This window comes from Thiomonas sp. SCN 64-16 (assembly GCF_001725585.1).
Classification (GTDB): Bacteria; Pseudomonadota; Gammaproteobacteria; order Burkholderiales; family Burkholderiaceae_C; genus Thiomonas; species Thiomonas arsenitoxydans.
In genome coordinates this window covers 1-12,756 of the sequence record NZ_MEGQ01000065.1, presented here as the reverse complement: position 1 = coordinate 12,756, position 12,756 = coordinate 1, and the positions used below count along the sequence as shown (strand labels likewise).

Annotated in this window: 12 protein-coding genes; 5 read left to right on the top strand and 7 right to left on the bottom strand. The window is 64.8% G+C overall.

Annotation, left to right across the window (positions count from 1 at the left end; all coding sequences use genetic code 11):
• The first annotated feature begins 87 nt into the window (after positions 1–87).
• Complete coding sequence (locus tag ABT24_RS14135) at positions 88–1,107, top strand: type IIL restriction-modification enzyme MmeI (RefSeq protein ID WP_338123588.1); 1,020 nt, start codon at positions 88–90, stop codon at positions 1,105–1,107.
• 288 nt (positions 1,108–1,395) lie between these two features.
• Here ABT24_RS14135 and ABT24_RS14130 read toward each other — a convergent pair whose 3' ends face one another.
• Positions 1,396–2,337, bottom strand: a complete 942-nt coding sequence (locus ABT24_RS14130; RefSeq protein WP_276733098.1) for an alpha/beta hydrolase — start codon at positions 2,335–2,337, stop codon at positions 1,396–1,398.
• A 289-nt stretch (positions 2,338–2,626) separates the two neighbouring features.
• On the opposite strand from ABT24_RS14130, the gene dnaX reads away from it, so the two are divergent.
• From dnaX to ABT24_RS14110, 4 genes are all read left to right on the top strand, one after another.
• A complete protein-coding gene (gene dnaX, locus ABT24_RS14125; RefSeq protein WP_276733096.1) occupies positions 2,627–4,456 on the top strand; it encodes a DNA polymerase III subunit gamma/tau in 1,830 nt (609 codons plus the stop codon).
• A 59-nt stretch (positions 4,457–4,515) separates the two neighbouring features.
• Positions 4,516–4,845 carry a YbaB/EbfC family nucleoid-associated protein gene (locus tag ABT24_RS14120; RefSeq protein WP_156052979.1) on the top strand — a complete coding sequence of 110 codons (330 nt, stop codon included), beginning with the start codon at positions 4,516–4,518 and terminating at the stop codon, positions 4,843–4,845.
• Between the two features lie 51 nt (positions 4,846–4,896).
• Positions 4,897–5,508 (top strand): recombination mediator RecR, encoded by a 612-nt coding sequence (gene recR, locus ABT24_RS14115; RefSeq protein WP_013106233.1) that lies wholly within the window; start codon positions 4,897–4,899, stop codon positions 5,506–5,508.
• A gap of 84 nt (positions 5,509–5,592) precedes the next feature.
• On the top strand, positions 5,593–6,693 hold the full coding sequence (locus tag ABT24_RS14110) for an NHL repeat-containing protein (RefSeq protein WP_276733090.1): 1,101 nt from the start codon (positions 5,593–5,595) through the stop codon (positions 6,691–6,693).
• A gap of 20 nt (positions 6,694–6,713) precedes the next feature.
• Here ABT24_RS14110 and queF read toward each other — a convergent pair whose 3' ends face one another.
• The 6 genes from queF to ABT24_RS14080 form a co-directional block, all read right to left on the bottom strand.
• Positions 6,714–7,133, bottom strand: a complete 420-nt coding sequence (queF, locus tag ABT24_RS14105) for a preQ(1) synthase (RefSeq protein WP_013123453.1) — start codon at positions 7,131–7,133, stop codon at positions 6,714–6,716.
• 29 nt (positions 7,134–7,162) lie between these two features.
• A complete protein-coding gene (locus tag ABT24_RS14100) occupies positions 7,163–7,795 on the bottom strand; it encodes an RnfABCDGE type electron transport complex subunit B (RefSeq protein ID WP_276733088.1) in 633 nt (210 codons plus the stop codon).
• Positions 7,796–7,807: 12 nt separating this feature from the next.
• Positions 7,808–9,100: a polyhydroxyalkanoate depolymerase gene (locus ABT24_RS14095; RefSeq protein ID WP_276733084.1), complete on the bottom strand. Its 1,293-nt coding sequence runs from the start codon at positions 9,098–9,100 to the stop codon at positions 7,808–7,810.
• 355 nt (positions 9,101–9,455) lie between these two features.
• Complete coding sequence (locus tag ABT24_RS14090; RefSeq protein ID WP_331437134.1) at positions 9,456–10,310, bottom strand: transposase; 855 nt, start codon at positions 10,308–10,310, stop codon at positions 9,456–9,458.
• 24 nt (positions 10,311–10,334) lie between these two features.
• On the bottom strand, positions 10,335–11,072 hold the full coding sequence (locus ABT24_RS14085) for a hypothetical protein (protein WP_013106228.1): 738 nt from the start codon (positions 11,070–11,072) through the stop codon (positions 10,335–10,337).
• 256 nt (positions 11,073–11,328) lie between these two features.
• Positions 11,329–12,534 (bottom strand): amino acid aminotransferase, encoded by a 1,206-nt coding sequence (locus tag ABT24_RS14080; protein WP_276733076.1) that lies wholly within the window; start codon positions 12,532–12,534, stop codon positions 11,329–11,331.
• Between the last annotated feature and the right edge of the window lie 222 nt (positions 12,535–12,756).

Below are 12,756 nucleotides of genomic sequence, written 5' to 3'. Positions count from 1 at the left end.
CCTGGCCGCAATGGCCGCGTTCTTCAACTTCGTCTTGCTTGGCATACATGCTCCTGATTCTCATGCTATGCCTCGCACACAAAATTCCTGACAGGCTCGCGCAAACAACTCGCCGGCCTGCAGCGCTATATCGCCACCGTCGAAACCGCCAAGCACCGCACCTTCCAGTTCCTCGACGCGTCCATCCTGCCCGACAACATGCTGGTCGCGATCGCCAGCGACGATGCCTTCCACCTCGGCGTGCTGTCCAGCCGCGTGCACATCGTCTGGGCGCTGGCGATGGGGGGCACTTTGGAAGATCGGCCACGCTACAACAAAACCCGCTGCTTCGAAACCTTCCCCTTCCCCGACGCCGACACCGGCCTCACCCCCGCGCTGCGCCAGCGCATCGCCGAACGCGCCGAAGCCATCGACGCCCACCGCAAACAAGTGCTCGCCGCCCACCCCGGCCCGCTCACCCTGACCGCGCTCTACAACGTGCTCGACGCCCTGCGCGCAGGCCGCGCCCTCACTCCCAAAGAGCGCACGGTGCATCAACTCGGCCTGGTCGCCGTGCTCGCCGAACTGCACGCCGAACTCGACGCCGCCGTGCTGGCCGCCTACGGCTGGAGCGACCTCGCCGCGCCGCCTCGCCCCCTCTCCACTTGTGGGGAGGGCCGGGCAGGGGAGGTCGGCGACGCGGGCGCCCCCCAATCTGCCACCCTCACCCTGCTCACCCGCCTGCTCGCCCTCAACCACGCCCGCGCTGCCGAAGAAGCCGCAGGCACCGTGCGCTGGCTGCGCCCGGCGTTCCAGCACCCGCAGACCAACCCCGTCCGGCCCACCCAAGCCACGCTCGGCATGGGCGTCGTGGGCGCGCACCCCATCGGCACGGCCAACCCCACCCGCATCCCCGAGCCACCCGCCCAGCCCTGGCCGTCCACCCTGCCCGAACAGATGCGCGCCGTGGCCGACCTGCTCGCCGCCAGCGCGCAGCCGCTCGACCTCGAAGCGCTCACCTCGCGCTTCAAAGGCCGCGGCCCCTGGAAAAAAAGCCTGCCCCGCATCCTCGACACCCTCGAAGCCCTAGGCCGCGCCCGGCGCGAGGGGCAGGGCTGGCGGGGGTGAGCTTGGCGATCTGGCATGCGCTTAGATGAGCAAGGTGATGACCCGCGAGATGCTGCTCGACGCGGGTTGCGAATTGGCCGGTGCGGTGGTGCCGGGCGGGGGTATTGCGGTGAAGATCATCGGCAAGCTCACTGAATAGCGGGGCGGCCAGGCTGAGCGCGGCCGCGAGCTTGGGCTGCGGGTCGCGAGGGCTCGGGTGAGGGTGGGCATGAGCGATCTCCCAACCGCCCGCGGGTGCGGACGGAAGACAACTTGGGGTGCTCCGCCAGCACGGCGCAAGGCCGTCGATCAGGGCGTGGCTTGAGTGGCAGCAAGAGCTGCCGTGCTCGGCTGGGGCGCGTGGTGCACGAAATCCACCACGTCGTCGAGCACGGGCGACATCCAGCGCAGCGGGGTGGCGAAGGAGCCGATGAGGGTTTCGTGGTTGACGCCTGGGTAGAGGTCGAGCGTGACCTGGGCGCCGTCGGCCTTCAGGGCTTGGGCGAGTTGCACGGTGTTGCGCTGCGGGTTGACCAGGCTGTCGACGCGCGCTGCGCCGAGGAAGGTGCGCGGCACGCGGGCGTCGTGAACGTAGTCGATGGGCATGCAGCTGGCGGGGTAGTCGGGGAAGTGAAAGACGGGCTGGACTTCTCGGTCGGTGATGGGCAGAAAGTTGTAGGGCCCGGCCAGCCCGATCCACCCGGCCAGATCGGCGCGGCGCAGCCCGACGGCGTGCAGCCAGCGCGGGTCGAGCGCCAGCATGGCGGCGTTGTAGGCCCCGGCGCTGTGGCCCATGAGGTAGATCTGGTGCGGGTTGCCGCCCCACTGGGCGATGTGCTGCGCCGTCCAGGCGACGGCACGGGCGTTGTCGCGCAGGAAGTCGGGGTAGCGCACTTCGGGATAGAGGCGGTAGTCGGCAATGACGGTGACGATGCCGCGCGCAGCCAGCGCCTCGCCGACGAAACGGTACATGGCGCGGTTGCCGCTGGTCCAGCTGCCGCCGTAGAAAAACACGACCACCGGGGCACCGCCGGGCGGGGGCTTGCGCAGCGTGGCAGCGTTGGGCCGGTAGATGTCCAGCGCTTCGCGCGGGGCGGGGCCGTAGGCGATGTCGCCACTGAAGGTGTAGGTGTCGGTCGGGGTGAGCCGGTTGATCAGGGTGACCGGCGAACAGGCGACCATGAGCGGGGCGAGGCAGGCCAGGGCGAGACGCTGGCAGAGTCGGGTCAGGGTCGGCAATGAAGGGCGCATGGGGCGTGGAGCAAGGTGTCAGCGGGCGGCAGGTCTGCTTGGATTGGGGTTTGTTCTCTCTACGGCGCCACGACGGTTTTGGATTCAGCCAAGGGGATGATGCAGGCTCCCAGGAGCCTGTCGGACTTGGGAATCGCGGGCTGCAAAAAGGCTGTACGGCGTCCTGCGGCAGCGGCTTCTTGCTCCATAGCTTCGGCTATGGAGCGGCAAATCCGCCGCCACAGGCCATCCCTACACCCTTTTTTCGCTCTACGCGACCCAAGCCCGGCAGGCTCCTAGAATCCGGCCCATGACTTCCGTCGCGCTGGCGCGCAAGTGGCGCCCTAAATCATTCGCCTCCCTCGTGGGACAAGACCATGTGGTGCGGGCGCTCACCCATGCACTCGACCACGACCGTCTGCATCACGCCTATTTGTTCACCGGCACGCGCGGGGTGGGCAAGACCACGGTGTCGCGCATTCTGGCCAAGGCGCTCAATTGCACCGGGCCGGACGGGCAGGGCGGCGTCACCAGCCAGCCGTGCGGCGTGTGCCCGGCCTGCACCGAGATCGACGCCGGGCGTTTTGTCGATTACATCGAGCTCGACGCCGCCTCCAATCGCGGCGTCGAAGACATGACCACGCTGCTGGAGCAGGCGGTCTACAAGCCCACGGCGGGGCGCTTCAAGGTGTACATGATCGACGAGGTGCACATGCTCTCGAACCACGCCTTCAACGCCATGCTGAAGACGCTGGAAGAGCCGCCCGACTATGTGAAGTTCGTGCTCGCCACCACAGACCCGCAGAAGGTGCCGGTGACCGTGCTGTCGCGCTGCCTGCAGTTCAACCTCAAGCAGATGATGCCGGGCGCCATCGTCGGCCATTTGCAGCAGGTGCTGCAGGCCGAGAACGTGCCGGCAGACGACGCCGCGCTGCGGCTCATCGCCCGCGCCGCGCACGGTTCGATGCGCGATGCGCTCTCGCTCACCGACCAGGCGCTGGCTTACTGCGCCGGGCGGGTGGAGACCGAGGCGGTGCAGCAGATGCTGGGCACGGTCGATCGCAGCGATCTGCTGCTTATTTTGCAGGCGCTGGCCTCTCAAGACGGTGTGGCGCTCATCCATCAGGCCGATGCGCTGGAAGCGCGCGGTCTGTCTTTCGGCGCGGCGCTGGAAGAGCTGGCCGCGCTGCTGCAAACCATCGCCCTGCTGCAACTCGTGCCGCAGGCCGCCGATGCCGACGACCCGCAGCATGAAGCGCTGGTCGCCCTGGCCGCGCAACTCAGCCCGGAGCTGGTGCAACTGGCCTACACCACGGTGCTGCATGGCCGCAACGAGCTGTCGCTTGCCCCGGACGACCGCACCGGCTTCACCATGACCCTGCTGCGCCTGCTGGCCTTCGCCCCAGTCATGTCGGGCAGCGTGCCCAACCTGCCGCCAGGCGGGCTGGCGCTGCCCAAGGCGGCGGCTCCGGTTTCGCCGCCGTCGCAGTCGGCTGCGGCGCAGGTCTCTGCACAGCGCGAGCCGCCGTCCGCCAAGCCTACGGCGCAGACCGCAGCCAAGGCCATGCCGCGTACCGCAGCGACCTTGAGCGCCCCCTTGGCACCCGCCGCTTCCGTGCTCGCCGCGGAGGAAGCGCCGGCGACAAGCTATGCGGCAAAGCCCGAACCGCAAACCCCGCCGCAGCCCACGCCACCCCGCCCCGCCGACATCAAGCCCCTGCAGATCGCGCCTCACATCGCGTCTGATACCGACTGGCCCACGCTGGTGCAGCGGCTCGACGTGCCCGCGGGCCTGCCGCGCGCGCTGGCGCAGCAAAGCGAACTGGTGGCCATGCAAGGCATGGAGTGGCTGCTGCGCGTGCCCAACGAACAGCTCACCCGCGCCGGGTCGCTCGACAAGCTGCAGACCGCCGTGCGTCTGGCCTTGGGGCAAGACATCGTGCTGCGCGCCGAGGCCGGCGAAGTGACTGACAGCGTGATGCAGCGCGACGCGCGCGCCAAGGCCCAGGCGCAGGCCGATGCCGAAGCCGCGATACGCAACGATCCGCTGGTGCAGCAGCTCATGCACGATCTGGGCGCGCAAATCGTGCCCGGCAGCCTCAAACCCATGCCCCCGTCAGCGCAGCCGACATCCGCCTGACCGACAATGCTGCGTTGCTGCACGCGCGGCGATTTCATTTCTCAATCGAAGGACACCCCATGTTCAATAAAGGACAACTTTCCGGCCTGATGAAGCAGGCGCAGCAGATGCAAGACAACCTCAAGCGCGTCCAGGACGAGCTTGGGCAGATCGAGGTCGAAGGCCAGTCTGGGGCGGGCTTGGTGAAGGTGACGATGACCTGCAAATACGGCGTCAAGCGCGTGAACATCGACCCCAGCCTAGTGGCCGAAGACCGCGACATGCTCGAAGACCTGGTGGCCGCCGCCTTCAACGACGCGGTGCGCAAGGCCGAGGCCACATCGCAGGAAAAAATGAGCGCCGCCACCGCAGGCATGCCCCTGCCGCCCGGCATGAAACTGCCGTTCTGAGCGACGGGCGAAGTTGAACTGAAGTGGCCCCGAACTTGACCTCGACACGTCATGCATGAGGCCGCGCCCGGCCATGTGCCCGCACTCGACGCGCTGATCGACGCCCTGCGGCATTTGCCCGGCGTCGGGCCGAAGTCGGCGTCGCGTATGGCCTATCACCTGCTCGAACACGACCGCGAGGCCGCGCAGCACATCGCCCGCGCGCTCGACGCGGCGCTGGGCGCGGTGCAACGCTGCGCGCGCTGCAACACCCTCACCGAAGACGCGGTCTGCAGCATTTGCGCCGACCCCAGACGCGATGCCCGCCAGCTTTGCGTGGTGGAAAGCCCCGCCGATCTCGCCGCGGTAGAGCAGACGCTGACCTACCACGGCCTGTATTTCGTGCTCATGGGCCGCATCAGTCCGCTCGATGGCCTGGGGCCGAAGGAAATCGGCCTCGACCGGCTGATGACCCGCGCGCTCGACGGCGCGGTGGAAGAGGTGATTCTGGCGACCAACTTCACCAACGAAGGCGAGGCGACGGCGCATGTCATCGCCGAAACCCTGCGTCCGCGCGGCCTGCGCGTTACGCGTCTGGCGCGCGGCGTGCCCGCCGGGGCCGAGCTGGAGTATGTCGATCTCGGCACCATCGCCCGCGCACTGGTCGACCGGCGCGGCACTTGAGTGGCACGCCTGCAAGTAAAAATCTGCTGACATAAGCTTGAGCCTGAACCGCGCAACCGTCGCGGGCACTTCCCCTGAACTCTCATGCAGCGACGACACTTCATTCAATCGGCCGGAGCCCTGGCGCTGGGCACGGCCTTGTCCCCTTTGATCAGCCAAACCGCTTTTGCTGCGCCGCAGGCCGCAGGCACGCTGGAGGTCTTTGCAGGCGCCATCGGCCCTGGCATGTACAACGGCGGCGACTTCGCCCAGGCGCGGTTTCACGATCCGCGCGGCATGGCGCTGGACGCGCAGGGCAACATCTTTGTGGCCGACTACGTCAACAGCGTGGTGCGCAAGCTGGGCACTGACGGCCAGGTCAGCATCGTCGCCGGGCAGGTGGAGCAGCGCGACGCCCGCAACGGCCCGGCGCTGCAGGCGCGGTTTTATTCGCCTGAATGTGTGGCGGTGGCCACCGATGGCACGCTGTTTGTGAGCGATTCCGGCAGCAATACCGTGCGCCGCATCAGCCGGGAGGGCAGGGTGAGCACCCTGGCGGGCAAACTGGAGGTTGAAGGCTTTGCCGATGGCACTGGCCAGCAGGCGCGATTCAATCACCCCGTCGGGCTGGGCGTGAACGCAAAAGGCGTGGTGTATGTGGCCGATGCCTACAACAGCACGGTGCGCCGCATCAGCGCGCAAGGGGTGGTCAGCACCCTGGCCGGTTCACCCGGCGATACCGGCTGGCGCGATGGGCGGGGAGCGCAGGCACGTTTCAACACCCCGGTCGGGCTGACGCTGGACGCGCAAGGGCAGATTTACGTGAGCGAATACTTCAACAATGTCATTCGCAAAATCACGCCCGATGGCACGGTAACGACCTTTGCAGGCAAACCCGGCAAGGGCGGTTTTGCCGATGGCAAGGTGGAGGAGGCGCTATTTTTGCACCCACAAACCCTGTCGTTCGCTCCAGATGGCAGCTTGATCGTGGCCGATACCGGCAATAACCGGGTGCGCCGCATATCGCCGCAAGGCGAAGTTTCCACCCTGGCCGGAACCGGCGCGGGCGAGAAGGTGACTACGGGCGCCTTGCCCGCCGAATTGCATCTGCCCTACGGCGTGCTCGCTTTGGCCGATGGCTCGGTGCTGGTGACGGGGCTGAACGCCATTTTGCGCATTCAGCCGTCAAAACTGCTCAAGGCCTGAGCAAGTTTCGTTAAGTCGTCTTAATTCGCTGCGGGTTCGGCAGCGTCGAACTGCGTCAGATCGACGCGCGGCGTTGGCTTCCACCCACGCTTGCGGTGCTCGACCACCACATTGGTGTAAATGCCGCCGCGAACATACCAGCGCGCCGTCACGCGCAGGAAGCGTGGCGACATGGCCTTCACCAGATCGTCGAGGATGGCGTTGGTGACCTTCTCGTGAAAGGCGCCTTCGTCACGATAGCTCCACATATAGAGCTTGAGGCTTTTGAGCTCGACGCACTTCTTGTCAGGGATGAAGTCGATGTCGAATCGGGCAAAATCCGGCTGGCCGGTGAGCGGGCACAAGCAGGTGAATTCAGGTACCTGCATGTGGATGTGGTAGTCGCGCTCAGGGGCGGGGTTCGGAAAGGTTTGCAGGGATTTACTGGGTTTTGTGGTCATTTTCTTGCGATTTGGCTGAACTTCAGAATTCAAGGAGCACTGCGCTGGCGCTGCCGGGCGCGTTCAAGAGCCGCTTGCAGCAGGGCGGTCTTGCGGTCTGCCGCAGGAGCCGGTGTGGCGGGTGGCTCAGCCTGCGCCAGTGGGCGAGGGTGACGTTCGAGGTGGCGAGCATAGCGCTGGCGGGCTTCGTCGGCCTGCGCCGGGCTCCAGGCCTTCCAGCCGCTGCGGGTGGCCAGAGCGGGGTCGGTCAGCGCTTCCATGCGTATGCAATCGACCGGGCAGGGCGGCAGGCACAGGGCGCAGCCGGTGCACCAGTCGTCGATGACGGTGTGCATGCGTTTGGAAACACCGGCGATCGCGTCCACCGGGCAGGCTTGAATGCACAAGGTGCAGCCGATGCACTGGGCCGGGTCGATCACGGCGCGCTCGCGCGGGCCTTCCGTTCCGCAGGATGGGTCGAGCGCGGTGGCCGGGCGCTGCAGCAGACGAGCGAGTTTTTCAATGCCCTGCGCGCCGCCGGGCGGGCAGCGGTTGATGTCGGCCTGGCCTTCGGCGATGGCTTGCGCGTAGGCGGCGCAGTCGGGGTAGCCGCAGCGGGTGCACTGCGTTTGCGGCAGCAGGGCGTCGATTTGCGCGGCCAGGGCGGCGGTCGCAACGGGCATGAGTCAACAGGTTCAGGCGGAGGTGCGGGATCGCACCGGTTTGCGCGGCGGGTCGCCCGCAGCCCCTTGAGGATGCGCGGCGATGAAGTCGCGCACCACCGGATAGACCTTTTCGCGCCAGCGCCGTCCCGCAAAAATGCCGTAATGCCCCGCGCCTTCGGCCACGTAATGTTGACGGCTGACCGAAGCGATGCCAGTGCACAGGTCGTGCGCCGCCTCGGTCTGCCCCGCGCCGGAAATGTCGTCGAGCTCGCCTTCGATGGTGAGCAGCGCCGTGCGGTGGATGTCTTGCGGGCGCACCGCCTCGCCTTCCACCGTCCAGGTGCCGTTGACCAATCCGAAGTCCTGGAACACCAGCTTGATGGTGTCGAGGTAGTAATCGGCATCCATGTCGAGCACGGCGTTGTACTCGTCGTAAAAACGGCGATGCGACTCGGCATCGTCGTTGTCACCGCGGATGAGGTCGAGAAAGTAGTCGTAGTGCGAGGTGAGGTGGCGGTCGGGGTTCATCGCCACGAAACCGCTGTGCTGCAAAAAGCCGGGATAGACGCGCCGACCCGCGCCGGGGTAGTTGGCGGGCACGCGGTAGATCACATTGTTCTCGAACCACTCGTAGCTCTTGTTCATCGCCAGGTTGTTCACCGCCGTGGGCGACTTGCGCGCGTCGATGGGGCCGCCCATCATGATCATGCTGCGCGGCGCGATTTCGCCCGCACTGGCCATGAGCGAAATGGCGCCCAGCACCGGCACCGTGGGCTGGCAGACCGACATCACATGCACATCCGGGCCGATGGCAGCAATGAACTCGCGGATGTAGGCGACATAGTCATCCAGGCTGAAACGGCCCTGCTCGGTGGGCACCATGCGGGCGTCGGTCCAGTCGGTGATGAACACCTTGTGATCCTGCAGCATGGTTTTCACCGTGTCGCGCAACAAGGTGGAATGATGGCCCGACAGCGGCGCCACGATGAGCACGGTCGGGTCATCCTTGAGCTTGCCCAGCAGGCTGACATCGTCAGAAAACCGCTTGAACCGCAGCAGACGACAGAAAGGCTTTTCCAGCACGACCCGTTGCTGCACTGCGACAGTCTTGCCCTCGATCTGCACGCTATTGATGCCGAACTCGGGTTTTTCGTAGTCCTTGAGCAACCGGTGCATCAGGTCGTAGCTGGCTGAGACACGCTGGGTGACGTTGTGCGGCACCGCAGGCCACACCGGGTTGGCGTAAAACTTGGCGGCAGCCTCGGCAAAATCAGCCAGCGGCCGCATCAGTGAGCGCTGGGTTTCATACAGGTCATACACCATGATGGACTCCGACCTTTTCTTGTTGCGATGCACAAATTTTACTCGCGTAGATCTGCTAGCGCAGCAGGGGTTTTGCTACCCCGTCTTCTCGGCGGGAAAGAGCAAACAGCGTGCGCTGCAAACCGAAACAAGTGCTACGAGGCCGGACCTGACCAGGTACCGCAAAGTTTCAGCAGCCTGCTCCGAATAACGAGGCTGTGCAAAAACCCCAAGTCCAGCCGCAGACTGGCGCATGGGTTCAGTTTTCTGGATCGCCATGGTATGGGTCCCTCCTGATTTCGTTCTCGGTTGATCCACCCGTCTGATCAGGCCTCTGCGCTCATTCTGACACCGAACAGGACTCGTATCCCACCCACTATGTCTTCAGGTCGCACCCGGCCAGCTTCTCGATGTTGTGCACCAGGCAATACAGCCGCCACTGCACCCCCACCTTGTGTTGGCCGCGCAGCGTGAACCGGTTCAATCGCTTGTTGTGCCGGATGTTGCCAAACACCGGCTCCACCGTGCCGATGCGCTGCTTCATCGCCTGGAGAACCTCGTTGGGACTGCGCTGGTTCTTCTTGAAGATCGCCACCTGCCGCACCGCCGTGCGCTGCGGATGGCGCAGGCATCGGTGTCTTTGCTCGCAAGGCCCGCAGCCGCTTTTGCTGCCGGTGTACTTGTGGCAGCTTCGCCCGTTGATCGTGCAGCCGCTGCCGTTGCTGTAGAGCTTGCGGCCCGCTGGGCAGAGACAATGGCTTTGATCCTCGGATACCTTGAAGTCCTCAGGCCGGTACAGCCGCATCTTCTGTGGCGACCCCGTGGGCTTCTTCTCGTACAGCGGATCACCCTTGGCCTTGTGTTTGCCCTGCGCTTCAAAGCGCTCGTCGCGTTGCCTCATCTGGTTGTCCGCGATCAGCGCGTCGATGTTCTGCTCGGCCAGCGCCTGCAGGTTCTCGGTGCTGTGGTAGCCCGCATCGGCGGTGATCAGGGTCTGCGGCCTTCTCAGCGCTTCGCTGGCTTTGACCATGGGCAGCAGCATGGCCTGCTCCGAGCCTGAGCCGATCACTTCGGCGGCCACGATGATCTGGTGCTCACTGTCCACCGCGGCTTGCGCCGCATAGCCCTGGATCACGCCTTTACCAGTGGCCATCTTGGCGCTGTCGGGGTCGGTGACGTTGGTCTTGAGTTCCTGGCCTTTGCGGTTGCGCCGGGGCTTGCCGGAGGCAATTCCGCTTGACCGAATGGTTAGGCTTCACGGCAGTAGCAGCCACGTGACTTGATAGACCCGGCCGAGTAGCACTTGCGCCCTTTCAGTTGGGCTTCCGCGTTCAAGCTCCTTCGTGACCGACGCTCTGAACTTTGAGTCTCTGGTTCGACGTACCAGTTCTTCACTCAGAGCCTCGACATACGCAGCCGTAACGGGCTGTTGCTTCAGTTCAGGGGCGTTCTCCTTGCCGCCGCCATAGGCGCGTTGAAATCGACGAGGCTCGGAATGCAGGGTTGGATTTTGGCCAAAGGCGTCATACGTGATGTTGTGTCGCTCGTTGTCAGCGATGTCTCCTATGTCCAAAGGATCAAGGAGGATGGCGTTTGGCGCGATCGACGCACCGCGGAAGTTGGTTTCGAGTTCGTGGCTCAAATGAAACCTCGGCGCGCAGTAGAACGCATTGCCTCTGGTCCTACTCAACTCGCAGAGCACGTTGTGCTGCTCATTGTCGACAGGAAAGCGGAAGTAGGGTTGGCCATGAGCGGCGTAGAACTGTACGTTCCGACCCGCCCGGACCTCCGCAAACGACGAAACCTTGTGTTGCAGGAAGAGCGACCTCGTGTAGTGGCCGCTATTGATCCTGAACTCTACGTCGTAGCCAAGGTCTCTCTCGGCTCTTTGGGACGGGATGTGTGGGTGGGTGGCGAGTAGAGCTGCATTGATCTGGCAGTACTCGGCGTTGTAGCAAAACTCAAATGTGCGCTCACTAAACCCGGGACTCATATGAACCTTTCACGTCGTTGATGAAGCCTTACTCGTTATAGGGTTACAGGCTCTTGTCTCCCTAACATCGCCGCTGTCGCCTTAACACGGCAGCAAGGGAGTTGTGTAACGGCGCTTGAACGCTGGCGTTTTGCCATAGAACTGATCTTATGATCAGTGCTAACGGGGCCAGAAATTCCAGCACGCCAGAGCTCAAGTCCATCCGATTGTTGGATCAGGGTCGCGAGCTGAGAGGTGCGCGCTACTTTCGTTTCCCTTACTGCATCACTGCCGCGATGGACTTGGCGACGTAGTCCACGTTGTGCAGATTGATCGCGGCTACGCAGATGCGGCCGGTGGAGACGCCGTACACGCCGAATTCGGTGCGCAGGCGCTCCATTTGGGCGGCGGAGAGGCCTGAGTAGCTGAACATGCCTTTCTGGCGCGTGATGTAGGACAGGTCGCCCTTCACGCCGGCGGCGGCGAGTTTTTCCACCAGGGTGCTGCGCATGGCGCGGATGCGCTCGCGCATGCCGGCAAGCTCTTGCTCCCACTGGGCGCGCAGTTCGGGCGAGCCCAGCACGGTGGCGACGATCTGGGCGCCGTGGGTGGGCGGGTTGGAGTAGTTGCTGCGGATGACGCGCTTGATTTGCGACAGCACGCGGCCGGCTTCTTCTTTGCTGGCGCAAACCACGCTGAGCGCCCCGACGCGCTCGCCGTAGAGCGAGAAGCTCTTGGAGAAGGAGGTGGCGACGAAAAAGTCGAGCCCGGCGGCAAGGAATTGCTGGATGACCGCGCCGTCCTCGGCAATGCCTTCGCCGAAGCCCTGATAGGCCATGTCGAGGAAGGGCACGAGGTTGCGCGCCTTGAGGGCGGCAATCACCTGTTCCCACTGCGCCGGGCTGATGTCGTAGCCGGTGGGGTTGTGGCAGCAGGCGTGCAGCACGACGATGGTGCCCGCGGCGGCGGCGTTGAGCGCGGCGAGCATGGCGTCGAAGTTCACGCCCTGCTTGGCCGCGTCGTAGTAGGGGTAGGTGCCCACGTTGAAGCCTGCGGCTTCAAACAGCGCGCGGTGGTTTTCCCAACTGGGGTCGGAGATCAGCACTTGCGCGTTGGGGTTGAGGCGCTTGAGGAAGTCGGCGCCCACTTTCAGCCCGCCGGTGCCGCCCAGGCCTTGCACCGTGGCGATGCGGCCCGAGGTCACGGCCTCGTGGTCGGCGCCGAACACCAGTCCCTGCACCGCTTTGTCGTAGGCGGCGATGCCGTCGATGGGCAGATAGCCGCGCGGCTTGGGCGCCTGCATGAGCTGCGCTTCGCCCGCTTTCACGCAGGCCAGCAGCGGCAGCTTGCCGTCGGTGTCGGTGTAAACGCCTATGCCTAGGTTGACTTTGTTGGGGTTGGGGTCAGCAGCAAATTGTTCGTTCAGGCCGAGGATGGGATCGCGCGGGGCCATTTCCACGCGGGAAAAAAGCGACTGGGTCATGGGAGATGGGAGGTGAGGTGACGGGAAAACCGGGCTTGCGGGACAATGAGTGCCGCAAAAAACCGCAATTTTACGCCCCGCGTCGCCCTTTGAAGGCGCGCTATGACGCCGTGCAGACGGCTTTTTGAGCCTGTCAGGAATTTTGTGTGCGAGGCATAGCATGAGAATCAGGAGCATGTATGCCAAGCAAGACGAAGTTGAAGAACGCGGCCATTGCGGCCA